Source organism: Polaromonas jejuensis NBRC 106434 (assembly GCF_001598235.1).
Taxonomy (GTDB): domain Bacteria; phylum Pseudomonadota; class Gammaproteobacteria; order Burkholderiales; family Burkholderiaceae_C; genus Polaromonas; species Polaromonas jejuensis.
Genome location: NZ_BCYO01000010.1, coordinates 116,553 through 140,430, shown reverse-complemented (window position 1 = coordinate 140,430; position 23,878 = coordinate 116,553). Strand labels below are relative to the sequence as shown.

Below are 23,878 nucleotides of genomic sequence, written 5' to 3'. Positions count from 1 at the left end.
CGGGCGGGCAGCAGCAGCGCGTGGCGATTGCCCGGGCGCTGGCGATGCAGCCGCGCATCATGCTGTTTGACGAGCCGACCTCGGCGCTGGACCCGGAGATGGTCGGCGAGGTGCTGGCGGTGATGCAAGCGCTGGCCGAGGAAGGCATGACCATGGTGGTGGTGACCCACGAGATGGGCTTTGCGCGTCAGGTCGCCGACCGCGTGCTGTTCATCGACGAGGGCCTGGTGGTCGAGGAAGGCTCGCCCGCCGACATCTTTGACCGGCCCCGGGAGGAGCGTACCTGCAGGTTCCTCAGCAGCGTCTTGTAGCGCCGGCGGCGTCGCAGAGTCCGGAGCCGGCACCTCTGCTGCACAGCAGGGATGCCGGCTTCCGCACGCCGCCTGCGCGCGCGAAAAGGCCAGCCGTCAACGCCGCGGCGAGGCTACACTGAGGCCCCCGCAAGCTGGCATTCTCCATGCAACCTTCTGCCACTCTCGACCGCATTGACCTCAAAATCCTGAGCAGCCTGCAAGAGGATGGTCGCGTCTCCAACCTCAAGCTGGCCGAGAGCGTGGCCCTGTCGCCCACCGCCGTTCTGGCCCGGGTACAACGGCTGACGCGGGATGGCTACATACTGGGCTACGAAGCACGGCTGAATCCGCTCAAGCTGGGTGCCGGGATGATGGTGTTCGTGGAAGTGCTGCTGGACCGTACCACGCCCAATGTGTTTGAAGCTTTCAAGGCATCGGTACAGGTCTACCCCGAAATCATGGAGTGCCACATGGTGGCCGGCGGCTTTGACTACCTGCTCAAGACCCGCATGGCCGACATGGCCGCCTACCGCGCATTTGCCGGCACCGTGCTGTGGCAGCTGCCCGGCGTGCGCGAAACCCGCACCTATGCGGTGATGGAAGAGGTGAAAAACACCACGCGGCTGCCGCTGGGTGTTTGAACAGGGCGGGGCGCAGCCAAAAGCGTGGGGCCCTATCTGGCGCCAAATATGGCCGTGCCCACGCGCACCATGGTACTGCCGGCCTGGATGGCGGCCTCCAGGTCGGCCGTCATGCCCATCGACAGGGTGTCCATGGCCACGGGCAAGTCGCCCGCGGCATTTACCTCATCAAACAGGGCTTTTGTCCTGGCGTGGACTGCGCAGGCAGCTACAAAATCAGGAGCAGGCTCAGGGATCGCCATCAGGCCGCGCAAACGCAGGCGCGGCAGTTGCACGAGCTCGCGCGCCAGCGCCAGCACGTCGGCCGGGGCCAGCCCCGACTTGTTGGCGCCGCCATCCACATTGACCTGCAGGCAGATTTGCAGCGGCGGCAAATGGGGGGGGCGCTGCTCGTTCAGGCGCTGGGCAATTTTCAGCCGGTCCACCGACTGCACCCAGTCGAAGTGCTCGGCCACCAAACGGGTCTTGTTGCTTTGCACCGGTCCGATGCAATGCCACTCCAACGGGCTTGCGGCAGCGGCCTGCGCCTCTTCCGGGTCTTTCCCGTCTTGCCAGGCGCGCAGCGCGAGGATTTTCTCCACGCCTTCGGCGATGTAGTTCTCACCAAACGCGCGCTGGCCATCGGCCATCGCGTCGATCACTGCTTCAGCGGGAAAAGTTTTGGAGACCGCCAGCAAACGCACGCTGGCGGGGTCGCGTCCGGCGGCAAAGCAGGCCGTAGTGATACGGTCACGGAGGAGTTGGAGGTTGCGCACAATCGTGGTCATAATCCAACTGTAAACTCAGTTTCAACTTCCAAGGATTGCCCGGGATGGACATTACGCAGCTGCTGGCCTTTAGCGTCAAAAACAAGGCGTCCGACCTGCACTTGTCGGCTGGCTTGCCGCCCATGATCCGGGTCCATGGCGACGTGCGGCGCATCAACATCGATCCGCTGGACCACAAGCAGGTGCATGCCATGGTGTACGACATCATGAACGACACCCAGCGCAAAACCTATGAAGAGTTTCTGGAGGTTGATTTCTCGTTTGAGATCGACGGCCTGGCGCGCTTTCGCGTCAATGCCTTCAACCAGAACCGCGGCGCCGGCGCGGTGCTGCGGACCATTCCCTCCAAGATCCTGACGCTGGAGCAGCTGGGCGCACCGAAGATTTTTGGCGACCTGGCGCTCAAGCCGCGCGGCATGGTGCTGGTGACCGGCCCGACCGGCTCGGGCAAGTCCACCACGCTGGCCGCCATGGTCAACTACCTGAATGAAACCGAGTACGGCCACATCCTGACGGTGGAAGACCCGATCGAGTTTGTGCACGAATCCAAGAAGTGCCTGATCAACCAGCGCGAGGTCGGCCCGCACACGCTGAGCTTCAACGCCGCGCTAAAGTCGGCGTTGCGCGAAGACCCGGATGCCATCCTGGTGGGCGAGATGCGCGACCTGGAGACCATTCGCCTGGCCATGTCGGCCGCCGAAACCGGCCACCTGGTCTTTGGCACGCTTCACACCTCCAGCGCGGCCAAGACGGTGGACCGGATCATTGACGTGTTCCCGGCCGAAGAAAAGGAAATGATCCGCGCCATGCTGTCGGAATCGCTGCAAGCCGTGATTTCGCAGACGCTGTGCAAGACCAAGGACGGCGCGGGCCGGGTGGCGGCGCACGAAATCATGCTGGGCACCAGCGCCATCCGCAACCTGATCCGCGAAGCCAAGGTGGCGCAGATGTACTCCTCCATCCAGACCGGCAACAGCGTGGGCATGCAGACCCTGGACCAGAACCTGACCGAGCTGGTCAAGCGCAATGTGATTTCCCCCGGCGAAGCGCGCAGCAAGGCCAAGATTCCGGAAAACTTCCCAGGCTAGACCGGCTAGATATGGCCCCCACGCTTGTCACTTCGAGCCTACGGCGCGCTGCCCCTTTCCTCACCCACGGGGCGCATTTTTCCCTGGGGCGGCCCGGCGGAAAAACCATGGCGCCTGCGCTTGTCACCGAAACTATTTAACAGGAGGTGCTCTCATGGAGCGCGACCAGGCCAGTAAATTCATCAACGACCTGCTCAAGCTGATGGTCAGTCGCAACGGCAGCGACCTGTTCATCACCGGTGACTTTCCGCCGGCCATGAAGGTCGACGGCAAGGTCACCAAGGTGTCGCCCCAGCCGCTCAATGCCGGCCACACGCTGGCGCTGGCGCGCGCCATCATGAATGACAAGCAGGCCGCCGAGTTTGAACGCACCAAGGAATGCAATTTCGCCATCTCGCCGCCGGGCGTGGGCCGCTTTCGTGTCAATGCCTTCATACAGCAGGGCAAGGTCGGCATGGTGATGCGCGTGATTCCTGCCGTGCTGCCCACGATTGACGGCCTGGGTGTGCCCCAGGTGCTCAAGGACGTGGTGATGACCAAGCGGGGGCTGACGATTATTGTGGGCGCGACCGGTTCGGGCAAGTCCACCACGCTGGCGGCCATGGTGGACTGGCGCAATGAGCAATCGTTTGGCCACATCATCACGATTGAAGACCCGGTGGAATTTGTCCACGCGCACAAGAACTGCGTGATCACGCAGCGCGAAGTGGGGCTGGACACCGACAGCTGGGAAGCCGCGCTGAAAAACACCCTGCGCCAGGCGCCTGACGTGATTCTGATGGGCGAGATCCGCGACCGCGAGACCATGGAGCATGCGCTCGCCTTTGCCGAAACCGGGCATTTGTGCCTGGCCACCCTGCATGCCAACAGCGCCAACCAGGCGCTGGACCGCGTGATCAATTTCTTCCCCGAGGATCGCCGCAGCCAGTTGCTGATGGATTTGTCACTCAACCTCAAGGCCATGGTGTCGCAGCGGCTGGTGCCCAAGCAGGACGGCAAGGGCCGCTATGCGGCCGTCGAAGTCATGCTCAATTCGCCGCTGATTTCCGACCTGATCTTCAAGGGCGAGGTCTCCGAAATCAAGGAGATCATGAAGAAAAGCCGCAACCTTGGCATGCAGACCTTCGACCAGGCGCTGTTTGACGCCTTCGAAAGCCATCAAATCACCTACGAAGACGCCTTGCGCAATGCCGACTCGGTGAACGACCTGCGCCTGCAGATCAAGCTCAATTCGCAGCGCGCCAAGTCCACCGACCTGGCCGCCGGCACGGAGCATTTCGCCATTGTTTAGCCGGGCAGGGGCGCCTGGCCGGCCCCGCCCCCCTGAACGTTTATTTCACCGTCGATCACTTCACGAGCCTGACCCGATGACCAGCACCCACCCCAAAACCTACGAAGCCTCCACCCCGCGCAAAGTCGCCTTTCTGGGCCTCGGTGTCATGGGCTACCCCATGGCCGGCCATCTGGCATTGGCCGGTCATCAGGTCACGGTTTACAACCGCAGCCCGGCCAAATCGGCGGCCTGGTGCGCCGAGTTTGCGGCCGCGACCCAACCGGCGCGTGCCGAGTCGCCACGTCTGGCCGCGGCCGGTGCGGACATCGTGTTTTGCTGCGTCGGCAACGACGATGACCTGCGATCGGTCACCCTGGGTGCCGATGGTGCGTTCGCAGGCATGAAGCCAGGCGCCATCTTTGTCGACCACACCACCGCCTCGGCCAACGTGGCCCGCGAACTCTATGCCGCGGCGAAAAACCTCGGCCTGCAATTCATGGATGCGCCGGTCTCGGGCGGCCAGGCTGGCGCCCAGAACGGCGCCCTCACCGTCATGTGCGGCGGCGACGCGGCGGCTTTCGAGGCCGTCAAACCGGCCGGCATGGCTTTTTCAAAGGCCTTCACGCTGATGGGCGAGGCCGGCGCCGGCCAGCTCACCAAGATGGTCAACCAGATCTGCATTGCCGGCCTGGTACAGGGCCTGAGCGAAGCCGTGGCCTTTGGCCAAAAAGCCGGGCTGGACATGACCCAGGTGCTGGATGTCATTGGCAAGGGCGCCGCGCAAAGCTGGCAGCTCGACAACCGCGGCAAGACCATGGCGGCCGATCAATTCAATTTCGGCTTTGCCGTCGACTGGATGCGCAAGGATTTGGGGCTGGTACTGGACGAGGCCAAGCGCAATGGCGCCCGGCTGCCGGTCACGGCGCTGGTGGACCAGTTCTACGCCGATGTGCAGGCCATGGGCGGTCAGCGCTGGGACACCTCCAGCCTGATCAAGCGCCTCAAATAAAAATCACCCGGCGATGTGGCCTGCGCCGGCCAAACCCGGCGGCACGGCCACACGTCGGCCATCGGGCGCATCAACCCCCGGCGGGCTTGCTGGTCGCGGGTTGTGATTTGTCCGGTGCCGGCAGCATGCGCGCCAGCTCATCCTCGCTGATGATCTCGAAGATGCGGACGACTTTTTGCACGCCAGGCGTGGCCCGCACCACTTCGGTAGCCCGGTCCGCTTCGCGCTGGGTCACGCGCCCCATCAGGTAGGTCGTACCGCGTTCGGTGACGACCTTAAAGGCATTGGAAGACAGATCCCGCGCATCGACCAGCATGGCCTTGACGCGCCCGGTGACCAGAAGATCCGAGGAGCGCTCCATCAGCGACGGACTGTCCAGGACCGCCAGCTCATTGACCACGGACACCACATTCTCCACCCGCGACACCACCTGTTCCACCAGCTGCTTGTCCTGCAGATTGGGCACTTCGCCGGTCAACAACACCTGCCGGTTGTAGCTGTTGACGCGCACGCGCACGCGCGTGCCGAGGTTGCTGTCAATTCGGTTTTTGGCACGCAGCTCGATGCCTTCGTCCTCCAGCTGCGCACCCGAGGTGCGGCGGTCGGTCGCGACCAGTGCGGTTCCCGCCGCGGCGCCCCCCACCACGAGCGGCACGCAGGCGCTCAAGGTCCCGGCCAACGCGGCCACGACACACCCAGCCAGAGTCAGCCGTTTCATCACAACATATTTCATACCGAGGGCTCCTGATCGCCAAGTAACTGGGTGTCCACACCGTCACAAATGCAGTGCAGGACGAGAAGATGTACTTCCTGGATGCGCGCGGTTCGCTCATGGGGCACGCAAATATGCACATCGGTTTCGCGCAAGGCCTGGGTCATCTTGCCGCCGCCCCGGCCAGTCAAGGCCACCACCGTCATCTCGCGCTCATGGGCGGCCTCAATGGCCGCCAGCACGTTGGCCGAGTTGCCACTGGTGCTGATGGCCAGCAGCACGTCGCCAGCGCCGCCCAGCGCACGGACCTGCTTGGAAAAAATCACGTTGAAATCGTAATCATTGGCAATGGCCGTGAGGATGGAGCTGTCCGTGGTCAGGGCAATCGCGCCAAGCTCGGGCCGTTCGCGTTCATAGCGGCCCACGAATTCGGCGGCGAAATGCTGGGCGTCTGCCGCCGAGCCACCGTTGCCGCAGGCCAGCACCTTGCCACCGCTGGTGACGCTGGTCAGAATGGCCTGCACCGCCGCCGCAATCGGTTTGGACAGAATATGCGCCGCCTGGTATTTAAGGTCGGCGCTATCGATGAACTGTTGTTCGATACGTTGTTCAAGCATGCTATCAATGATAGCGGGTCATGGGGAGGGTCCTCGCCACCGGGGGCTTCTGGCGGGCTCAGGGCAATGGACGGTTACAAAATCAGCCGCCACAAGCACGTCACCCCGGGATTCGCCGCAGACATGTAGGCCAGGCCCGAACATCAGGAAGCATCAAATGCAGCGGGCAACCACTCGATGCCGGCCCCCTGCCCCTGTACCAACACCACATCAAAGCGGCAAGGCGGCGGGCTGGCAAAACGCAACAGGTAGTGCTGCGCCGCAAAAATAATGCGCCGCTGCTTGACGGTGCTGATACTGGCGGCGGCACCACCGTGCGAGCCCCCCGATCGCTGGCGGACCTCGACAAACACCAGAGTGCCGTCGGGCGCACGCATGATCAGGTCAATCTCGCCGCCGCCGCGCCCCGGCGTCCGATAATTGGCCTCCATCAATTTCAATCCGCCGCGGACCAGATGGTCGCGCGCCGCAGCCTCGGCCGCATCACCCCGCGACTTGGTGGTAACCTGCCCGGGCAGCGCTGGGGCGCCTTCTACGGCGCCCGGCGGCGGCGATTTGGCCACCTGTTTTCTGGAAAACCACATTGAACGCTTCTTTCGACTTGGCACTGGATGCGGCACGCGCCGCAGCGGGCATGCAGCATTATCCGGAAAGCACGCTGTATGTCGTGGCCACCCCCATAGGCAACCTGGCCGACATCAGCCTGCGCGCCCTGCATGTGCTGCAGCTGGTGAACGCCATCGCCTGCGAGGACAAGCGTCACTCGCAACCCCTGCTGCGCCAATATGGCATAGAAACCGGCGCAGCGAAACCGCTGCTGGCCGTGCACCAGCACAACGAAGCCGAAGCGGCCGGACTGGTCGTGGAGCGGCTGCAGCGCGGCGAGCGCGTGGCTTATGTCAGCGATGCCGGCACGCCCGCCGTGAGCGACCCCGGCGCGCGGCTGGTCGCTGCGGTTCGGGCCGCAGGGCTGACGGTCATGCCGCTGCCGGGCGCCAGCAGCGTGACCACCGTGCTGAGCGCCGCCGGCGTAACCCGCGCCGAAGGCAGCACAGACAGCGGCACCGGCTTTGTATTTGCCGGTTTTTTGCCCAGCAAGGCCGGTGAGCGCGACCAGGCCATCCGGGCCTTGCGCGGCGATACGCGGGCCACCGTGATTCTTGAGGCACCGCATCGCATTGAAGCGCTGGCACGCGCCATGGCCGTGCTGCAGGGCCGGCTGGTCACCGTGGGCCGTGAGCTGACCAAGCAATTCGAGGAAATCGCGACCATTCCCGCGCAGGAACTGGCCGCCTGGCTGGCCGCCAGCCCCCAGCGCACGCGCGGTGAGTTCGCGCTGGTACTGCATGCATCCGGCCCCCTGGAAACGCCGGAGGACAGCACGCGGGTGCTGCAACTGCTGCTGGCCGAACTGCCCCTGAAAACCGCGGTGAAGGTCGCCGCCGAAATCACCGGCGCGCCGCGCAATGAACTCTATGAAACGGCCCTGAAATTGAAAAACGAATGAACCCCAACGCCGACCAACTCTGGCACGGTCCGCGCTGGACGCTCGCCGCCCTGCTGGCCATCCTCGGCATGCTGGGGCCATTTTCAATCGACACCTACATCCCGGCATTTTCCGGCATGGCCCGTTCACTGGGCGCCACGCCCGTGGAAATGCAGCAGACGCTGTCGGCCTACCTGTTTGGCTTTGCCTTCATGAACCTGTTCCACGGCGCCCTGGCCGACAGCTTTGGCCGCCGGCCCGTGGTGTTATGGGGCATCGCCGTGTTCACGCTGGCATCGGCCGGCTGCGCCTTGTCGCAAAGCATCGGGCAACTGGTCTTTTTCAGGGCGCTGCAGGGACTCTCGACAGGCGCCGGAATCGTGGTCTCGCGCGCCGTGATCCGCGACATGTACCCGCCGGCGCAGGCCCAGCAGGTCATGAGTCAGGTGACCATTTACTTCGGCGTGGCGCCGGCTTTGGCTCCGATCGTGGGCGGCTGGCTGTTTGTGAACCTCGGCTGGCACAGCATTTTCTGGTTTTTGACCGCGGTCGGCGCGGTGCTCTGGGCCACCAACCACCGCTTTTTGCCCGAAACGCTGCCGCGCCAGGAGCGTCAGCCTTTTGCGGTCGGGCACCTGATGCGCGGCTACTGGCAACTGGGCTCCAGCCCGCGTTTTTTGCTGCTGGCGCTGGCCAGCGGCGTGCCCTTCAACGGCATGTTTCTTTACGTGCTGTCGGCTCCGGCCTTTCTGGGAATACACCTGTCTTTGCAGCCTACCCAATTTTTCTGGTTTTTCGTGCTCACCATTTCCGGCATCATGTCCGGCGCCTGGCTGAGCGGCCGCCTGGCCGGCAAAATCCCGCCCAAGCAACAGATCCGCCATGGATTTGTCGTCATGCTGCTCGTCTCGCTGCTCAACCTGACCGCCAACCTGCTGTTCGCGCCGCACGCCTCCTGGGCGCTTTTCCCGATCGCCGTGTTCGCTTTTGGCTGGGCCTTGATGGTGCCGGTGGTCACGCTGCTGGTGCTGGACCTTTACCCGGAGCGGCGCGGCATGGCGTCTTCCCTGCAAGCCTTCATCGGCTCGACCGCCAACGGGATCGTCGCTGGCGTCATCGCGCCGCTGGTGATGCACTCCACCCCGGCAATGGCTGCCGTGTCGCTGGGCATGATGTGCATCGGACTGGTGGCCTGGGTGTACTTGCACCATCGCTGGCCGGAAATTGGCCGAACGGTATCAAGGGGATAGGGCAGCAGACGGGCCGAACGCTGTACTAAACTAAAGCGGCTACCTGACCTTCCTCATCAACCTCATGGGGGACTCCACGGGGAACTCCATGCCTTGCCCGGTGCGCTGAACCACATTGTGGTCATCCAGATAGGCCCAGAAGAACATGCCCTGGCTGTAGTTTTCGAGCCAGCGGTAGGTCATGATGTCACCCGGCCACGAAGCCACATGATCGATGATTGCCGGCCGGCCAAACTCGCGCTCCATGTCCTCACGCGTCCACTTGCCGGGCTCGACTCTCGCAAATTCACGGGGGTTCAGAACTTGCCGGACCGAGACCACCTTGCCGGCCGTATCCAGGTCCACCATCACTGCCCATTGCCCCGCAGGCTGGCCCGAGTACTGGAGCCGCGTTCCCGAACTCAAGGGCACTGTCCGTGTAGGCGCCCCGCTATGGGCAATGACTTCCTCGCGAGACATGCCAGGCTGCACCGCGTTGAAGGCACAGCCGGCCATGAGCAATACGGCAGCAGCAAGGCTTGAAACCGTTTTAAAGACCTTCATGGCGCACTCCTGGAATCGATTGATCTGGACCATTCGATCCCCCGCACGCCTTAACGTTCCCGGTTCAGATCAGGGCCGGGCTTTGATCCCGTAAATCGGCCCAGCCGGCAACCCCCGAGCGGGTCGAGTAGCGGCTTTTCGCATCGTGTCGCTCCCATTGAAGCCGCGCAGTGCGCCCGCCGTACACCGCCTCCTTGAGCCATGCACATTCCGCCTGCAAGGCCGCCTCGCCGCCCAGTCGCGTGTGCCAGACCTTGCCTTGTCCGTCCCAGCGATAGCCCCGGGCTTTGAGCAGGTCTTTGGCCTCGAAAGGCGCGCCGGTAGCCTGCAGGCGGTAGCTCGGTGCCTGGGCAGAGCTGATCAGGTGCGCCAGGCCGTTCTGCCCCAGGTCGGGCAGTTCAGCCATCAGCACCGCCAGGAGCGCATGGCAGTCCATTTCAGCACGGTGCGCGTCGTAAAACCAGCCCAGTTCCGAAGCCAGCGCACTGAGCTTGGCCGAGCTGCGCCCTGCAGCGGCCCAGTCGATGTCTGCAAATGAGCAGGCCCAATCCAGAGCGGCCGTTTGGGGAAGACGCGCCTCCACGAAAGGACGGTCAAAACCGGCGTTGTGGGCAATGACAAGGTCCGCCCCTTCCAGCAGACTGGCAATGCGCGCCTCGTCCAATTGCTGGCCGGCGACCATTGCGTCGGTAATGCCGGTGATTTCCCGCGCCATTTTCGGGATGGGCATGCCAGGGTCCTGCAAACCGTCGTACACCTCGACGGGCCCGGTCGCTTGCCCGGTTTGCCTATCGATGTGAACCCGAACCAGCGCGAGTTCAATGATCTTGTCGCGGGAATGGTCCAGCCCCGTGGTTTCGGTGTCGAGTATGACGACCCGGGCGACCGGGCCCAATGGCTGATGATCAAACTGTGTTGATGGCACCAGGCGCCTGAGCACGCGGTAGTCAGGATGTTGCTCGAGTTCACGCGCCAAGGCATTCAGGTCTGGCGGTGCGGCGGCACGAAGCGCCGGCGTGACACGGGCTGTTTTTGCTTTGCGCAATTTGGAGGGTGCTGCTGGCGAAGGCGCGAAAGCGGACTCATCAAAGCCCAGGCTTAGTTGTTCGGTTGTCATTTTTATCTATTCCTTACGTCTTATGCGAACAGCGGATTTGAAAACCCGTCGCCCTCTGAATGTTTCCGACAGCCGCACGGCACGTCCACCGACCGGCAATGCGTCCGTAGTAGCCAGGCGGCCGACAGGTGCGCGTGGTGCTGGCATGAATTGAGCGCTTCTGCCGGAATTTTTTGGATGAACCAACGCCGAGCGTGCAACGCGCAGTGAATATGGCAAACAGATTGCAATCCATCGCGGATTGCCGGCGCAGAACTTGCGGACGCACGCGGCTGAATATCGATTTTCGCGTCCGCTTACAACTTAACGAGCGCCTAAGATTTCCGGCACTTCCTGCACAAACGCTCATTCTCATTAATTGCCGGAATCCACAAGTCATGTGTCCCTGGAGGCATAAACGTGCCGCTTTTGGAAGCATATCTGTGCCGCGGATTGGCCGGGCGCCACAATAGAATCCAGCGGGAAACGTCAATAAGAGGCTAGAGGCGCTGGAAAAGCGCCCCGTCCCTTAGATTATAAGGAGAGCGGAGTCATTCAGACGCTGGGATTTGCGCGCGGCCTTGAGCAACGGCAATGAATTTATGGTGACTGCAGGTTGCAGGGTATCCAACCAGATGACCCGGCCAAGCGCCCCTTTCCCTTTATGACGGATACCAAGCGCTGCGGGGTCTCGCAGCAGGCCGTCTCCAAGGCGCCGATGTCTTTGCCGAAGAACCATCGATTCGACGTTTTGCCGTAAGTAGTACACGAGTCTCACGGATGCCCGCGCGTGGCCACCGCTACCTGTAACTGGATGGCCAATTCTTGGGCGAGGTCTTGTGCTTGCGCATCCTTGTCGTTGTTGAAGCGAACGACCCAGTTATCAGAAACATGCATCCCGGCAGGGCGCAAAGCGGCCGCGGACATGATTTTACCCAGCCTCTGCCCACACAGCGTTTTCTCTCGCAACCAGGGTCGACGATGCCGCAGGCCCCCAACTGCCAGCGGGGTAAGACTTGGGTTTGTCGTTGAGCTGTTTCCAACCTTGCAAAATGGGATCTGCCCATTTCCACGCCGCCTCCAATTCGTCGCGTCGCATGAAATGGGTCAGGCGCCCTTTGATGACATCAATCAACAAGCGTTCGTATGCTTCGGCTCGACGTTCGGTGAACGCTGACTGAAGGTCCAGGTTCAAGAAAACCGGCTGCATCTTCATTCCTGACCCCGGTTCCTTGGCCATCATTTGCAGCTGGATCGACTCTTCCGGTTGCAAGGTGATGATCAAGCGGTTGGGGTGAGATGCGGCGAGCTGGCCAGAAAAGATGGAAAACGGCGGATCGGAAAACTCAATGATGATTTCCGAGCGACGTTTTTGCATGCGTTTGCCAGTGCGCAAAAAGAAGGGGACACCAGCCCAGCGTGAGTTGTTGACTTGTGCCCTGATAGCGACGAAGGTTTCCGTCTGGCTCATCTGAGGCATATCTGCCTCTTGCATGTAGCCTTTGACACGTTCGCCATCTACCACGCCTTCGGTGTACTGGCCACAGACCGTGTCGCGCCGGAGGTCCGACAGATCCAACTTGCGCAAAGAGCGCAAGACCTTGAGTTTCTCGTCACGGACATCATCCGGGTCGAGAGATATCGGTGGTTCCATTGCCACGATGCACAGAAGCTGCAGCAGATGGTTTTGCACCATGTCGCGCATGGCGCCCGTGTGGTCATAAAAGCCAGCGCGTGTACCCACCCCGACCGTTTCGGCCACTGTGATCTGCACGCTTTTGATGTAGGGCGCGCGCCACAAGGGTTCATAAATTGCATTGCCAAAGCGCAACACCATCAGGTTTTGAACCGTCTCTTTTCCCAGGTAGTGGTCGATACGGTAAATCTGGCTTTCCTTAAAGTGGCGGGCGACGGCTTCGTTGATGGCCTGCGCCGATGTCAGATCGTGGCCAAGCGGTTTTTCCAACACGACCCGTGACTGGGCATCGATAAGTCCGGTTGTGTTGAGGTGGTGGGCAATGTCAGTGAATATGCTGGGGGAAGTGGCCAGGTAGAAAACCTTGATGGAGCCCTCCTGGCAGGCAGCGCTGAGCTTGCGGTAACCGTCGGCAACCGTGGCATCCAGGCTGACGAAGTCCAGTCGTTCCAGGAAGCTTTTCCAGGCCTCCGGTTGAAGTGCTTCAACGTCCACATGAGCGCGGGATGTCTTGTCGATGAATGACACATACTGTTCTCGACCCCACTCGTGCCTGCCTACGCCAATGATCCTGCAGTCATCGACCAGTCGTCCATGCAAGTGGGCCATAAAGAGTGCGGGCAAAAGTTTGCGCCAGGATAGATCGCCGGCACCGCCAAAGATGACTATGTCCAGGGGAGGAGTGACTGTTGCGTTCATTTGCTTGTTGCCAGGTGATGTAACTATGTCGCCGAAAGTACTGAAAACCGTAATTGGGTTACAAGTCGGTCTCCAAAGACAGCTCTTCGAGCTTGGGTGGCTGACACCCCTTGCGGCTGCAATTGATTGCAGCCGCCGTCATCGCTCGATTCAAGGTGGCTACGATGCGTTGTGCGGCATCTGTACCGGCATCACTCCAGTCGACCAGGCAGGAACCCCAGAATGTGTCTCCAGCGCCGACGGTGTCCACCACATCGACCCGTGGGGCTTTTGCCCTGGTTTCCTGGCCGTTGATCCACAGGTAGGCACCTTCTGCGCCAAAGGTGAATGCGATGTGCTTGTTGGAGGGTTTGGCAAATCGATGGCGAACGTCGGCAGCGGTCTCAAGGCGAGCCTCGGCAAATCCCAGTGCGTGAAGGTCTTCCTCGCTGGCCTTGACCCAATCGGCCAGGTCCACCGCTTGCATCACGGCAGCGCAATATTCGGCCAGGTTTTCTGCCGTCTTGGGGCGCAGATTGACGTCAATGCTGACGGTCCAACCCAGGGCTTTGGCGCCCTCCAGAACCTGTAGGACTTTCAGGTGCTCCGGGGGCACCAGCATGAGCGAACCCGTGTGCAACACCCCGGGCTCCATCTGGCTGAGCAATTGAAGCAGGGCGTCGGGCTGGTAGTCGCGGTCCGCAACGCCCTCGCGGTAAAACCCGTAACTGGGTTGGCCATCGCGCACGGTGACCACGGCCAGCGCTGTTGGGCGCGTGCTGTCGGGGCTTAGGGTGCGTACGCCATCGGCCAGCGATTGCGCCTTCAGTTGCTGACCGAATGTGTCGGTCGAAAACGGTGACAGGTAACCCACGTTGCCGCCTTGTAGCGCTGCGGCGCGGGCCAGGTTGAAAGGGCTTCCGCCCATCAATGGCAGCAGGGTGCCATCGGCTTGGCTGATGCAGTCCATCAGCGCTTCACCCAAAATCAGAATCGGAGGGCGCATGCAAATTCCTTCTCAAACAGGCCGGGAGCGGTGGTGCGTGGCAGCGAGTGTCGCTGCAACTGCAGGTTAGGTTTATTAGGGAAAACACTAAATAAATCCTATTGATTTAATTTCTCTGACCCAGGAAACTACCTCACCGGCAAGCGGTGAGATTGGCTTGTCGGCCAACTCCGTTCGACCTATCGATCGGACCCACTATCGATTCATTGATAAGGAGTACAAATGACTATTAACACGACGATTCGCTTGGGCCTGATTGCCGCTTCCGTGGCCGCTGTATCGACGGCCTTCGCGGCCGGGCCCGTGATCGGCCTGATCACCAAGACCGACAGCAACCCCTTCTTTGTGAAGATGAAAGAGGGCGCTGAAGCCGAGGCCAGGAAACTGGGTGCCACCGTGATCAGCGGCTCCGGCAAAACCGACGGTGACAACGCCGGGCAGATTACTGCCATCGAAAACATGATTGCGGCAGGTGCCAAGACAATCCTGATCACACCCAGCGATGCCAGGGCCATCATTCCCGCCATCAAGAAAGCCCAAGGTCAAGGCGTGATGGTCATTGCCCTGGACAGCCCCACCGACCCGGCAACTGCCGTAGATGCCGTGTTTGCCACCGACAACTACAAAGCCGGCCAGCTGATCGGTCAATACGCCAAAGCAGCCCTCGGTGGCAAGAATCCCGTGATCGCCACGATGGATCTGCTCCCTGGCCACCCGGTGGGCGCCCAGCGCCACAACGGCTTCCTGCGGGGCTATGGTCTGCAATCGCTGGACGCCAAGAACAACGACCTGGCCAAACCGGCTGAAGTGGTCTGCATGGCCGACAGCTTTGGCGATGCGGCCAAGAGCCAGACCGCCATGGAAAACTGCCTGCAAAAGAATCCCGGCATCAACCTCGTCTACACCATCAATGAACCCGCCGCCGCCGGTGCCTACAAGGCCTTAAAGGCTGCCGGCAAGGAGAAAGACGTGGTCATCGTGTCGGTGGATGGCGGCTGCGCTGGCATCAGGGACGTAGGTGCAGGCGTCATCACTGCAACCTCGCAGCAGTACCCCCTCAAGATGGCCTCCATGGGCGTTGCCGCCGGCGTGGAGTACGCCAAGTCCGGCAAGAAGGTCAGCGGCTACACCGATACCGGCGTCACCCTGATTGCCGCCAAAGCCATGCCCGGCGTGGACAGCAAGGACGTCAAAACAGGCACCGATCTATGCTGGGGAAAAAAATAGGCGGCTCCATCAAGCTGTAGCAACTGCCCCTGGCCCGTCACCTGACGGGCCAGGCCGTGCAAATTTCTGCACCCCGGCAAAACAAACCAGGCCTTCAACATGAACACGCATTCCTTCAAACTCCCTCCCCTGGCCACACTGGGGCCTTTCATTGCCCTGCTGCTGGCCTGCTTCTTTTTTGCGACCCAGAGTGACCGATTTTTGTCGGCGCAGAATTTTTCACTCATCCTGCAGCAGGTCATGGTCGTGGGCGTGATCGCCATTGGACAAACGCTGATCATCCTCACTGCGGGCATTGACCTGTCGTGCGGCATGGTCATGGCATTGGGCGGTATTGTGATGACCAAGTTCGCAGCCGACTTCGGACTGCCCGCGCCCTTGGCCGTCGCCTGCGGCATCGCGGTAACCACCCTTTTCGGCCTGCTCAATGGTCTGCTGGTGACACGCATCAAGCTGCCGCCCTTCATCGTGACGCTGGGCACGCTCAACATCGCGTTTGCGATCACGCAGCTGTATTCCCAGTCGCGGACCGTGACCGATATTCCCGACAGCATGACCTTCCTGGGCAACACACTCAGGTTTGGCAATACCTCCATTGCCTATGGTGTGGCGCTGATGCTGGGCCTCTACCTGGTAACCTGGGCCTGGCTGCGTGAAACGGCATCGGGCCGCCACATCTATGCCGTTGGGAACAGCCCCGAGGCGACACGACTCACCGGCATACCGACAGATCGTGTACTGCTGGGTGTGTATGTGCTGGCCGGGCTGCTTTATGGAATTGCCTCGCTGCTGTCTGTGGCCCGCACCGGTGCTGGCGATCCCAACGCCGGACAGACTGAAAACCTCGACGCCATCACCGCCGTCGTCCTGGGAGGCACCAGCCTGTTTGGTGGACGTGGGGTCGTGTTGGGAACCTTGGTGGGGGCGCTCATCGTGGGGGTATTTCGGAACGGACTGACGTTGATGGGCGTCTCCTCCATTTACCAGATACTGGTCACCGGCATCCTCGTGATTCTTGCTGTGGCCACCGACCAAATGTCTCGCAAAGGAGTACGTTAATGAGCGCCCAACCTCAAATCGTGATGCAGGCCAAGGGCCTGATCAAACGTTACGGCCAGGTCACGGCACTCGATGGGGCCGACTTCGAGCTGCGCGCCGGCGAAATTCTGGCCGTGATCGGCGACAACGGCGCCGGCAAGTCGTCGTTGATCAAATGCCTGTCAGGGGCAACGATTCCCGACCAGGGCGAGATTTTTCTGGACGGAAAACCGATTCATTTCAAGAGCCCGATCGACGCGCGCCACTCGGGCATCGAGACCGTTTACCAGGACCTGGCCGTCGCCCCCGCCATGACGATTTCCGAGAATTTGTTCCTGGGGCGCGAGTTGCGTCGCCCCGGTTTCCTTGGCAAGTTCCTGCGTGTTTTGGACAAGAAAAAAATGCTCGAGGAAAGCATCTCCCGCATGCAGGAACTCAAGGTCGGCATCCGATCCATGACCCAGGCGGTGGAGACACTCTCGGGCGGCCAGCGCCAGTGCGTTGCCGTGGCGCGTGCGGCGGCCTTTGCGCAGCATGTTGTCATCATGGACGAACCGACCGCCGCGCTGGGTGTCAAGGAGGGCAACATGGTTCTAGAGCTGATCCGCCGCGTGCGCGACAAGGGACTGCCCGTGGTATTGATCTCTCACAACATGCCGCATGTGTTTGAAGTAGCAGACCGCATTCACATTGCCCGCTTGGGCAAACGCGCTGCCGTGGTCAATCCCAAGCACATCAGCATGAGTGACACAGTGGCGGTGATGACCGGTGCCAAGTCAGCGGACGATCTGCCGGAGGCAGCCCATGCCTGAAAATCAATCGTTCATGAAAGCGCTTCATGCTTAAGGGAATTGATCCTCTGTTGACCCCGGAGCTGCTGATGCACCTGTGCGCCATGGGTCATGGCGAATGGGTCGTGGTGGTTGATGCCAACTTCACCGCCGACTATCTGGCCAAAGGCAAACCGGTGGTGCGCTTGCCCGGCCACAGTTTGGAGCGGGTGGCACAAGCCCTGCTGACCGTGTTCCCGCTGGCATTGGACGTGCCGCAGCCAGCCGGCTACATGCAGCACGGCGACCTGCCCGTTGGGCAGACCACCGCGGCCCAAGCGGCCTTCATCAATCTGGTGCAAAAAACAGAGGCACTGCGCCCCGACCAGGTCGAGTCGATCGAACGTTTTGACTTTTATGAACGCATCGAGCGCACCAGCCTGATCGTGCAAAGCGGCGAGGCCACTGCCTATGGCAATGCGATACTCTGCAAGGGCGTGATCCTGCCCTAATCCACTTCTGCTTCAAGTGTCCCTACCCTTGCCCCGCGTGAAAGCCCCCAAGAAACTGCCCCCAGCACCCGCCGCTTACGTTGCGCGAACTATGCGCGGCTCCAACCAGCAGGGCATGCGCCTGTTCAACGAGCGCATTGTGTTGCAGGCGATCCGCCTGCACGGGGCGATCCCCAAGGCCGATCTGGCACGGCTCACGCAGCTGTCCACGCAAACGGTCTCCATCATCGTCGATCGTTTGCTGGATGACGGTCTGCTGATCAAGCAGGATCGGGTGCGCGGCAATATCGGCCAACCCTCGATTCCCGTGTCGCTCAACCCCGAAGGCGCGTTCAGCTTGGGCGTTCAGGTGGGGCGACGCAGTATGGAAGTGTTGGTGTTGGATTTTGTCGGGAAAATCCGCCACCAGCACGTGTTCCACTACGACTACCCGGACCCGGACGAGGTGTTGCCGCACATTGCCTCGTCGCTCAAAACCTTGCGCCGGAAATTGGGCGCACGTTGGGCCCGAGTGGTGGGGCTGGGTTTGTCGGCGCCGCTGTTCATGAACCAGTGGGCCAACCTGCTGGGGCCACAAGCCGCCCCCGCAATGGCCAAATGGGATGGTGTGGACCTGCGCGAACGCGTGCAGGCCATGACCGATTTGTCCGTGGTGTTCGCCAAAGACACGATTGCCGCCTGCACGGCCGAGTTGCTGCAGGGCCACGGCCAGCAGTTGCGCAGCTTTCTGTATGTATTTGTGGGCACCTTCGTGGGCGGCGGCTTGGTGCTGTCGGGTCATTTGTTGCCGGGTGAACGCGGCAACGCCGGGGCTATAGGCTCCCTGCCTTTGGGCATAGCGCGGGCTGGCTATGGCCAAGGGCAGTTGCTGGAAAAGTCCTCCGGTTGGCAGCTGGAGCAGGCTTTAATCCAGGCCGGTCTGGCCCCGCAGTTGATCCACGACGACGCGATCACCGACCCTGCCTATGACACGCTGACCCAACCCTGGCTGCAGACCGCGGCCGATGCGCTGGCCATGACCATCACCGCCGCCACGGCGCTGCTCGACCTGGATGCGGTGGTGCTCGATGGTTCCATTTCACGCCGCCTTCTGCAGCAGCTACTGCTGCAAACCCGCAAGGCACTGGAGGCCTACCCCCTGGTGGGCATTGTGCGCCCCAGCCGGCTGGAGATCGGCCAGGTCGGTGCCCACGCCCGTGCGCTGGGTGGAGCGCTGTTGCCCCAGCACATCCAGTTTTTTCCGGACAAAGACATTTTCCTCAAGCAGGACTTGCAAAGCACGGTCTGAGCCGCCCGTCCAGTCTTACTGGCCAGCCGTGACCACCTCACCTGATCACCGCAGGCACAAGGGCGAGGTCAGCACCGCATCGTAGTCCGCGACGTGACTATCACATGTGACCCCGGCCAGTTCGTCAGCCGTGTGGCTGGTCGGCAGGGCCACGGCATACATCCCAGCGTGCCCCGCTGCTGTAATGCCCTCAGGACTGTCTTCAAACACCAGGAAATCTTGCGGCGCGGCGTTCATGCGCCGCGCCACTTCCAAGAAAATTGCAGGGTCGGGCTTGCCTGGCAGCCCCTCGCCACCCCCAACGGGGGCCTCGAAAAGACCATTCAGTCTATGGAGAGGCAGGGGTTCAGCGCTTCCTTTTCGTGGACGGAGGCCTCGGCCACATTCAGCGGAAGGTTGGTGCCAAACAGTGCGCCAAGTAATCCGGTGCACCGGCATAGAGTCGATGATGGTGCCGTTCAGTCAAAAATCAGGTCTGGGGTGAGCACGGGGTTCAGGGTTCGAGTCCGCCTCAGTCGTAACGCACCGGCACGCGCTGGCCAGTCTGGGCACTTTCCAGTACCGCGAGCGCCACCGCCAGCGACTTCACCCCTGCCTCGCCGCTGGCCATGTCGTTCGGCTCGCCGGCGATCGCCTTGTGCATTTCACGCAGACCGCGCACATACAGGTTGTCGTGGTCCAGGCGCAGCGACAGGTTGCCGTCGGCACGGCGCCAAACCAGCTCGCCACCTGGTGCCTGGTTGAGCACGCCGCGCGCTTCCAGGCTGGCTTGGTCCCCCAGCAACTCCAGCCGATTGGAGGCATGGGGCGTGTTGAAGCCCTGGTGGGTGAAGGCGGTCAGTCCACTCGGGTAGCGCCAGAGCGACATGGCATTGTCCTCCACCCCCTGGCCCATTCCACTGGCACTGGTCATGGCCATGACCTCGCTCGGGTATTCACCCAGCAGAAAGGCCAATGAGTCCGCGTTGTGTACCGCAATGTCCATAACCACGCCGCCGCCGGCGGTGGGGTTGTCGATCCGCCAGCCCTGCAACTGGACGGGCAGGAACACCGAATGGCTGACACGCGCCGCCACCAGTCGGCCCAAACCCTGGTGGCGCAGCACGTCGCGCATCTGGCGGTGGGCACTGTTGTGGCGCAGATGGTGGTTGGTGGACATGACGACGCCCGCAAGCTGGCAGGCCGCGACCATGCGCCGGGCAGCGGCCAGGTCGGTGGCCAGAGGCTTCTCGCACAGCACATGGCAACCCATGGCCGCGGCCTGCGACACAGCGACCTCGTGCCGGTCGTTGGTGTTGGAGATATAAACCGCGTCCACCTCCAGGTCAACCAGTGCCCGCTGATCGGACAGCGCCTGTACCAGGCCGTGTTGGCGCGCAAAGTCTTGCGCGCGCTCGGCGTTGCCAGACACCACCGCTACCACCTCGTCGCCCACGGTGCGCACGGCGCTCACCATCCACTCCGAGGCAATGTTGCTCGCTCCGACAAAGGCCCATTTCATGTCATGTACTCCGAGCGTTGGTTTTTCTCAGGCATCCCACCGGAAGATGGCGTGGGCCCGGGCTTTGGTCGCTTCGATGAGCCGGGCATTGGGCTCATCGGTGGCCTGCACCCAGGCGCGCGCGGCATCCGGGCTGCGGCCAAACTGCTCGTGTCGTTGCACCAGACTCTGTAGGCGCACCCGGTCATCGGTTTGCACGTACCAGACTTCGTCCAGCAAGGGCGCGACGTTGGCCCAGTGGCCGGTGTCCAGCAGCAGGTAGTTGCCTTCGGTGATGACCAGGGCCGTCTGCGCCTGCACGCCGATGGCACCGGCAACCGGCTCTTCCAGTTCACGCCGGAATTCGGGGGCATACACCACCTCACCCGTCCTTTGCTGACGTAAGCGGCGCAGCAGGGCTACATAGCCCGCGCTGTCAAAGGTCTCGGGGGCGCCCTTGCAATGGGTCAAGCCGCGGCGTTGCAGTTCCACGTTGGCGAGGTGAAAACCGTCCATCGGGACTATTTGGGCCCGCGGACCCAGCGACTGCAGCAGGGCGGCCGCCAGGGTGGACTTGCCCGCGCCAGGCGGCCCCACCAGACCAAGCAAGCGCCGCCCGCCGGCATCCAGCTGAGCCTCGAGTCGCTGCCGAAAAGCTTCGGGCACGGTGGGAAGTGTGGGGATGGGGGTAGAGGGCATGGTGGAGAACCCGGATTTGACCAGGAAATGAGAGCTTTCCAAGGTCTTGCGTCAGTCACTTGCTGAAAGTCTGCAAGTGGCCGTCAAGTTTCGGACAGCTTTGCACTGCCGTGGAATTTTGATGCTGAAAACTCACAAAAGGCGCTTTACTGGAATTAGGGTTTACCCTATACTGCAGTGCAACATAGCCTTACTCGCCAGGAGAAACCGGTATGTCCAATACAGCACAGCCCGAACATGTCGCTCACGGCCAATTTCACCGTGCAGGCCACGCCCTCCAGTCATTGGTTGCCTCGTTGACCCAACTGGTCGCGACGCTGTGGTCTGGCGCCATACCAAGCCGCGGTGCGACATCTAGAGTTTTAACCCCTCGGGAAGAGGCCGACCAGGTGCGCGCCATGGCTGACGATGTGCTCAGCGGTGACCCGTGCTTCGCCCAGGAGTTATACGCCGCCGCCGCCCGTCACGAACTGGCGGCTCTGCGGTCTAGCTTGTTGACGCCGATCTCAAATTGACCAGCGGTGCCGACCACCGGATTACCAGAGCAATTCTTCTGTTGATCGCACTGGAGTGTTAGCGCCGGTCGACTGTTGACCATCCGTGCCGATCCAGGTTTGACCAGTGTTTTCCGAGTGGTACTCCTGGTCAGTTCTGAATCGGCCGAATATGTTTTGACTGGTCAATGTGCGATCGGCGGCAACATCGACCTCTCAGAATGGCGCAGCTTGTATTTTTTCGGACTTGCCAAGGGGTCGAGGACCATCAAAAACGTTGACGAGCGGAGTTTTCACACAGCCTCGCCCTGTAGCGGTCGTTCCGCCCAGATGACGCCATATGAAGAACCTCTCTCTTGTGCTTGCCAGTCTGAGTTTGTCAGTCGCCCACGTTTCGGCTCAGTACTCCACCACAACCAGACACTCCTTGCGCCGGCCCGTTGTCCCTTCAAGTTCATCAAACCCCAATATGGACGCCAGTGAATCGCTCACCTTGGACGGCAACTAATGCCCCAAAGTGCGCCATTGCCTTTGCGGCTGTGCTTTACTCTCATCATGTCAATTCGTTCCGCCACTCCCGCTCTGGTCGCAGCACTGCTGTTTGGCGCCAGTACTCCGCTGGCCAAGTTGCTTGTCGGTGACGTCGCGCCTTTGCTGCTGGCCGGACTGCTTTATCTGGGCAGCGGACTCGGCCTGAGTCTGTTGTTGGTGTTGCGCCGCTTGAGGCGAGAAAAAGGCGACCACGCTTGCGAGGCCATGCGAATCCCGAGGGCCGAACTACCCTGGCTCTTGGGAGCCATCTTGTTCGGAGGCGTGCTCGGCCCAGCGCTTCTGATGCTCGGGCTGACTCAGACAAGCGGTGCGTCAGCATCGCTGCTGCTGAACGTCGAGGGCGTGCTGACTGCGGTCATCGCCTGGTGGGTGTTCAAAGAAAACTCGGACCGTTCCATTGTGCTGGGCATGGTTGTCATCGTCCTCGGCGGCATCCTGCTGTCCTGGGAGCCAGGCGGAGCGACCTTTTCGCCAGGTGCCTTGCTCATCTTTGGTGCATGCCTGTGCTGGGCGATAGACAACAACCTGACCCGCAAGGTCTCCACGAACGATGCCATGCTGGTCGCCGGGCTGAAGGGGTTGCTGGCCGGGGTCAGCAACACGGCCATGGCGCTTGCCAGTGGCGCTGCGTTGCCGTCGATGACGACTCTGGGCGCCAGTCTGGTTGTTGGCTTTTTCGGTTACGGACTGAGCCTGACGCTGTTCGTGCTGGCCCTGCGGACGCTGGGCACGGCGAGGACCGGTGCCTATTTTTCGGTGGCCCCGCTGTTTGGGGTGCTCATCTCATTGGCGCTATGGCCCGAAGTGCCCGGCCCATTATTCTGGTTGGCTGCGGCGCTGATGGCCGTCGGCGTCTGGTTGCATGTTCGCGAGCGACATGAGCACGAACACACGCATGAGCCGCTTGAGCACAGCCATAGGCATCGGCATGACGCGCATCACCAGCACGAGCATGCTTTCGCCTGGAGTGCCACGGAGTCACATACGCATCCGCACCGACATGAGGTGTTGACACACAAGCATCCGCATTACCCGGACATCCATCACCGGCATTTGCATGCGCATCCGCATTGAGGGGACATGTGCACCAATTCGGCTATCGACTCGTGACCGTGTGAGTTCTTTTTGTCTGCTTTCGGGAAAGTCGTACTTCGCTTAGGCACTCAGTAGTCCCCTGGCTGCGGCACTGCATTGCAGAAAATGAGGCTCAATCCTTTGCCCGGTACTACAATCGCCTCGCCCGATGAAATTATTCCGCCGCTCACTGTTCGCCTGGATTGCGCTGTTGGGAATCGTCTTTTCCCAATTGGCGGTGTCGGCCTATGCGTGCCCCCTTCTGAATTCCTCCAACGCTACGGAGCAGATGCAGGCGAAGGGCGACATGGCAGGCATGCCTTGCGCAGAGATGGACATGACGGCGAACGTGGAACAGCCGACGCTGTGCATCCAGCACTGTGACCAGGGCAACCAGGCCATGGGCTCCATTCCGGCACCCGACTTTCAACCCGCACTTGTATTCCTTCTCACCGTTCCGCCGTTGGGCCTGGCCGAAGCGCCCAGCGAAACCCTTGTGCAAGCGCCACTGCTCGCGCGCACTACTTCCCCACCTCCTCTTTGGCGCAGCGCTCGGCTGCGCATTTGACTTTTCCGAACACCTCGTGGT

26 protein-coding genes are annotated in these 23,878 nt (G+C 61.6%); 14 read left to right on the top strand and 12 right to left on the bottom strand.

The window, feature by feature from the left end; translation table 11 throughout:
- Both PJE01S_RS13710 and PJE01S_RS13705 read left to right on the top strand, forming a co-directional pair.
- Positions 1-311, top strand: a 311-nt coding sequence (locus PJE01S_RS13710) for an ATP-binding cassette domain-containing protein (protein WP_157090327.1), incomplete at its 5' end; no start/stop codon positions are given.
- A gap of 146 nt (positions 312-457) precedes the next feature.
- The gene (locus PJE01S_RS13705) at positions 458-934 is read left to right on the top strand and encodes an Lrp/AsnC ligand binding domain-containing protein (RefSeq protein WP_068834183.1); all 477 of its coding nucleotides are present in this window, start codon (positions 458-460) and stop codon (positions 932-934) included.
- A 32-nt stretch (positions 935-966) separates the two neighbouring features.
- Here PJE01S_RS13705 and PJE01S_RS13700 read toward each other — a convergent pair whose 3' ends face one another.
- Positions 967-1,701, bottom strand: a complete 735-nt coding sequence (locus PJE01S_RS13700) for a YggS family pyridoxal phosphate-dependent enzyme (protein WP_068834182.1) — start codon at positions 1,699-1,701, stop codon at positions 967-969.
- A 44-nt stretch (positions 1,702-1,745) separates the two neighbouring features.
- Between PJE01S_RS13700 and PJE01S_RS13695 the strand changes: the two genes are divergently transcribed.
- The 3 genes from PJE01S_RS13695 to PJE01S_RS13685 all read left to right on the top strand — a co-directional run bounded on the left by PJE01S_RS13695 (position 1,746) and on the right by PJE01S_RS13685 (position 5,071).
- Positions 1,746-2,789: a type IV pilus twitching motility protein PilT gene (locus tag PJE01S_RS13695; RefSeq protein WP_068834181.1), complete on the top strand. Its 1,044-nt coding sequence runs from the start codon at positions 1,746-1,748 to the stop codon at positions 2,787-2,789.
- A 154-nt stretch (positions 2,790-2,943) separates the two neighbouring features.
- Positions 2,944-4,080, top strand: coding sequence for a PilT/PilU family type 4a pilus ATPase (locus tag PJE01S_RS13690; RefSeq protein ID WP_068834180.1), 1,137 nt, complete (start codon positions 2,944-2,946; stop codon positions 4,078-4,080).
- A 76-nt stretch (positions 4,081-4,156) separates the two neighbouring features.
- Positions 4,157-5,071, top strand: coding sequence for an NAD(P)-dependent oxidoreductase (locus PJE01S_RS13685; protein WP_068834179.1), 915 nt, complete (start codon positions 4,157-4,159; stop codon positions 5,069-5,071).
- A gap of 70 nt (positions 5,072-5,141) precedes the next feature.
- Here the strand turns inward: PJE01S_RS13685 and PJE01S_RS13680 are convergent, their stop codons facing one another.
- The 3 genes from PJE01S_RS13680 to PJE01S_RS13670 all read right to left on the bottom strand — a co-directional run bounded on the left by PJE01S_RS13680 (position 5,142) and on the right by PJE01S_RS13670 (position 6,984).
- Positions 5,142-5,804: a BON domain-containing protein gene (locus PJE01S_RS13680; protein WP_068834178.1), complete on the bottom strand. Its 663-nt coding sequence runs from the start codon at positions 5,802-5,804 to the stop codon at positions 5,142-5,144.
- The gene (locus tag PJE01S_RS13675) at positions 5,801-6,400 is read right to left on the bottom strand and encodes a phosphoheptose isomerase (protein ID WP_068834177.1); all 600 of its coding nucleotides are present in this window, start codon (positions 6,398-6,400) and stop codon (positions 5,801-5,803) included. The genes PJE01S_RS13680 and PJE01S_RS13675 overlap by 4 nt, the downstream gene beginning before the upstream one ends.
- Before the next feature lie 143 nt (positions 6,401-6,543).
- Positions 6,544-6,984, bottom strand: coding sequence for a YraN family protein (locus PJE01S_RS13670; RefSeq protein WP_068834176.1), 441 nt, complete (start codon positions 6,982-6,984; stop codon positions 6,544-6,546).
- A 50-nt stretch (positions 6,985-7,034) separates the two neighbouring features.
- On the opposite strand from PJE01S_RS13670, the gene rsmI reads away from it, so the two are divergent.
- Together rsmI and PJE01S_RS13660 are read left to right on the top strand one after the other, a co-directional pair.
- On the top strand, positions 7,035-7,907 hold the full coding sequence (rsmI, locus tag PJE01S_RS13665; protein WP_084389541.1) for a 16S rRNA (cytidine(1402)-2'-O)-methyltransferase: 873 nt from the start codon (positions 7,035-7,037) through the stop codon (positions 7,905-7,907).
- Entirely contained in the window at positions 7,904-9,136 is a 1,233-nt protein-coding gene (locus PJE01S_RS13660) for a multidrug effflux MFS transporter (RefSeq protein WP_068834174.1), read from the top strand. Before rsmI ends, PJE01S_RS13660 begins: the two co-directional genes overlap by 4 nt.
- A 39-nt stretch (positions 9,137-9,175) precedes the next feature.
- Here the strand turns inward: PJE01S_RS13660 and PJE01S_RS13655 are convergent, their stop codons facing one another.
- The 5 genes from PJE01S_RS13655 to PJE01S_RS13640 all read right to left on the bottom strand — a co-directional run bounded on the left by PJE01S_RS13655 (position 9,176) and on the right by PJE01S_RS13640 (position 14,155).
- Complete coding sequence (locus PJE01S_RS13655) at positions 9,176-9,679, bottom strand: hypothetical protein (RefSeq protein ID WP_068834199.1); 504 nt, start codon at positions 9,677-9,679, stop codon at positions 9,176-9,178.
- A 64-nt stretch (positions 9,680-9,743) separates the two neighbouring features.
- Positions 9,744-10,796, bottom strand: coding sequence for a 3'-5' exonuclease (locus tag PJE01S_RS13650; protein WP_068834173.1), 1,053 nt, complete (start codon positions 10,794-10,796; stop codon positions 9,744-9,746).
- Between the two features lie 753 nt (positions 10,797-11,549).
- The gene (locus PJE01S_RS25170) at positions 11,550-11,702 is read right to left on the bottom strand and encodes a hypothetical protein (RefSeq protein WP_157090326.1); all 153 of its coding nucleotides are present in this window, start codon (positions 11,700-11,702) and stop codon (positions 11,550-11,552) included.
- Between the two features lie 4 nt (positions 11,703-11,706).
- The gene (zwf, locus tag PJE01S_RS13645) at positions 11,707-13,170 is read right to left on the bottom strand and encodes a glucose-6-phosphate dehydrogenase (RefSeq protein ID WP_068834172.1); all 1,464 of its coding nucleotides are present in this window, start codon (positions 13,168-13,170) and stop codon (positions 11,707-11,709) included.
- 58 nt (positions 13,171-13,228) lie between these two features.
- A complete protein-coding gene (locus tag PJE01S_RS13640; RefSeq protein ID WP_068834171.1) occupies positions 13,229-14,155 on the bottom strand; it encodes a carbohydrate kinase family protein in 927 nt (308 codons plus the stop codon).
- Between the two features lie 222 nt (positions 14,156-14,377).
- Between PJE01S_RS13640 and PJE01S_RS13635 the strand changes: the two genes are divergently transcribed.
- The 5 genes from PJE01S_RS13635 (at position 14,378) to PJE01S_RS13615 (ending at position 18,990) form a co-directional block, all read left to right on the top strand.
- Complete coding sequence (locus PJE01S_RS13635) at positions 14,378-15,382, top strand: sugar ABC transporter substrate-binding protein (RefSeq protein WP_068834170.1); 1,005 nt, start codon at positions 14,378-14,380, stop codon at positions 15,380-15,382.
- A gap of 99 nt (positions 15,383-15,481) precedes the next feature.
- Positions 15,482-16,441 (top strand): ABC transporter permease, encoded by a 960-nt coding sequence (locus PJE01S_RS13630; protein ID WP_068834169.1) that lies wholly within the window; start codon positions 15,482-15,484, stop codon positions 16,439-16,441.
- Positions 16,441-17,232, top strand: coding sequence for an ATP-binding cassette domain-containing protein (locus PJE01S_RS13625; protein WP_068834168.1), 792 nt, complete (start codon positions 16,441-16,443; stop codon positions 17,230-17,232). The genes PJE01S_RS13630 and PJE01S_RS13625 overlap by 1 nt, the downstream gene beginning before the upstream one ends.
- Positions 17,233-17,258: 26 nt before the next feature.
- Positions 17,259-17,702, top strand: a complete 444-nt coding sequence (locus PJE01S_RS13620; RefSeq protein ID WP_068834167.1) for an RbsD/FucU family protein — start codon at positions 17,259-17,261, stop codon at positions 17,700-17,702.
- Positions 17,703-17,793: 91 nt separating this feature from the next.
- A complete protein-coding gene (locus PJE01S_RS13615) occupies positions 17,794-18,990 on the top strand; it encodes an ROK family transcriptional regulator (protein ID WP_068834166.1) in 1,197 nt (398 codons plus the stop codon).
- Between the two features lie 45 nt (positions 18,991-19,035).
- Here the strand turns inward: PJE01S_RS13615 and PJE01S_RS24525 are convergent, their stop codons facing one another.
- The 3 genes from PJE01S_RS24525 to PJE01S_RS13600 all read right to left on the bottom strand — a co-directional run bounded on the left by PJE01S_RS24525 (position 19,036) and on the right by PJE01S_RS13600 (position 21,169).
- Positions 19,036-19,428 (bottom strand): HAD family hydrolase, encoded by a 393-nt coding sequence (locus PJE01S_RS24525; RefSeq protein WP_084389540.1) that lies wholly within the window; start codon positions 19,426-19,428, stop codon positions 19,036-19,038.
- Positions 19,429-19,501: 73 nt separating this feature from the next.
- The gene (locus PJE01S_RS13605) at positions 19,502-20,491 is read right to left on the bottom strand and encodes a Gfo/Idh/MocA family protein (protein WP_068834164.1); all 990 of its coding nucleotides are present in this window, start codon (positions 20,489-20,491) and stop codon (positions 19,502-19,504) included.
- A 27-nt stretch (positions 20,492-20,518) separates the two neighbouring features.
- Positions 20,519-21,169, bottom strand: a complete 651-nt coding sequence (locus PJE01S_RS13600) for a nucleoside/nucleotide kinase family protein (RefSeq protein ID WP_068834198.1) — start codon at positions 21,167-21,169, stop codon at positions 20,519-20,521.
- Positions 21,170-22,218: 1,049 nt separating this feature from the next.
- Here PJE01S_RS13600 and PJE01S_RS13590 point away from each other — a divergent pair.
- A complete protein-coding gene (locus tag PJE01S_RS13590; RefSeq protein WP_068834162.1) occupies positions 22,219-23,289 on the top strand; it encodes a DMT family transporter in 1,071 nt (356 codons plus the stop codon).
- 169 nt (positions 23,290-23,458) lie between these two features.
- Positions 23,459-23,857 carry a hypothetical protein gene (locus PJE01S_RS13585; RefSeq protein WP_068834161.1) on the top strand — a complete coding sequence of 133 codons (399 nt, stop codon included), beginning with the start codon at positions 23,459-23,461 and terminating at the stop codon, positions 23,855-23,857.
- Positions 23,858-23,878 lie beyond the last annotated feature (21 nt).

Coding starts and splice junctions, on each gene's coding strand:
- PJE01S_RS13705 (WP_068834183.1), top strand. CDS start 458: ATGCAACCTTCTGCCACTCTCGACCGCATTGACCTCAAAATCCTGAGC.
- PJE01S_RS13700 (WP_068834182.1), bottom strand. CDS start 1,701: ATGACCACGATTGTGCGCAACCTCCAACTCCTCCGTGACCGTATCACT.
- PJE01S_RS13695 (WP_068834181.1), top strand. CDS start 1,746: ATGGACATTACGCAGCTGCTGGCCTTTAGCGTCAAAAACAAGGCGTCC.
- PJE01S_RS13690 (WP_068834180.1), top strand. CDS start 2,944: ATGGAGCGCGACCAGGCCAGTAAATTCATCAACGACCTGCTCAAGCTG.
- PJE01S_RS13685 (WP_068834179.1), top strand. CDS start 4,157: ATGACCAGCACCCACCCCAAAACCTACGAAGCCTCCACCCCGCGCAAA.
- PJE01S_RS13680 (WP_068834178.1), bottom strand. CDS start 5,804: ATGAAATATGTTGTGATGAAACGGCTGACTCTGGCTGGGTGTGTCGTG.
- PJE01S_RS13675 (WP_068834177.1), bottom strand. CDS start 6,400: ATGCTTGAACAACGTATCGAACAACAGTTCATCGATAGCGCCGACCTT.
- PJE01S_RS13670 (WP_068834176.1), bottom strand. CDS start 6,984: ATGTGGTTTTCCAGAAAACAGGTGGCCAAATCGCCGCCGCCGGGCGCC.
- rsmI (WP_084389541.1), top strand. CDS start 7,035: ATGCAGCATTATCCGGAAAGCACGCTGTATGTCGTGGCCACCCCCATA.
- PJE01S_RS13660 (WP_068834174.1), top strand. CDS start 7,904: ATGAACCCCAACGCCGACCAACTCTGGCACGGTCCGCGCTGGACGCTC.
- PJE01S_RS13655 (WP_068834199.1), bottom strand. CDS start 9,679: ATGAAGGTCTTTAAAACGGTTTCAAGCCTTGCTGCTGCCGTATTGCTC.
- PJE01S_RS13650 (WP_068834173.1), bottom strand. CDS start 10,796: ATGACAACCGAACAACTAAGCCTGGGCTTTGATGAGTCCGCTTTCGCG.
- PJE01S_RS25170 (WP_157090326.1), bottom strand. CDS start 11,702: ATGTCCGCGGCCGCTTTGCGCCCTGCCGGGATGCATGTTTCTGATAAC.
- zwf (WP_068834172.1), bottom strand. CDS start 13,170: ATGAACGCAACAGTCACTCCTCCCCTGGACATAGTCATCTTTGGCGGT.
- PJE01S_RS13640 (WP_068834171.1), bottom strand. CDS start 14,155: ATGCGCCCTCCGATTCTGATTTTGGGTGAAGCGCTGATGGACTGCATC.
- PJE01S_RS13635 (WP_068834170.1), top strand. CDS start 14,378: ATGACTATTAACACGACGATTCGCTTGGGCCTGATTGCCGCTTCCGTG.
- PJE01S_RS13630 (WP_068834169.1), top strand. CDS start 15,482: ATGAACACGCATTCCTTCAAACTCCCTCCCCTGGCCACACTGGGGCCT.
- PJE01S_RS13625 (WP_068834168.1), top strand. CDS start 16,441: ATGAGCGCCCAACCTCAAATCGTGATGCAGGCCAAGGGCCTGATCAAA.
- PJE01S_RS13620 (WP_068834167.1), top strand. CDS start 17,259: ATGCTTAAGGGAATTGATCCTCTGTTGACCCCGGAGCTGCTGATGCAC.
- PJE01S_RS13615 (WP_068834166.1), top strand. CDS start 17,794: ATGCGCGGCTCCAACCAGCAGGGCATGCGCCTGTTCAACGAGCGCATT.
- PJE01S_RS24525 (WP_084389540.1), bottom strand. CDS start 19,428: ATGCCGGTGCACCGGATTACTTGGCGCACTGTTTGGCACCAACCTTCC.
- PJE01S_RS13605 (WP_068834164.1), bottom strand. CDS start 20,491: ATGAAATGGGCCTTTGTCGGAGCGAGCAACATTGCCTCGGAGTGGATG.
- PJE01S_RS13600 (WP_068834198.1), bottom strand. CDS start 21,169: ATGCCCTCTACCCCCATCCCCACACTTCCCACCGTGCCCGAAGCTTTT.
- PJE01S_RS13590 (WP_068834162.1), top strand. CDS start 22,219: ATGTCAATTCGTTCCGCCACTCCCGCTCTGGTCGCAGCACTGCTGTTT.
- PJE01S_RS13585 (WP_068834161.1), top strand. CDS start 23,459: ATGAAATTATTCCGCCGCTCACTGTTCGCCTGGATTGCGCTGTTGGGA.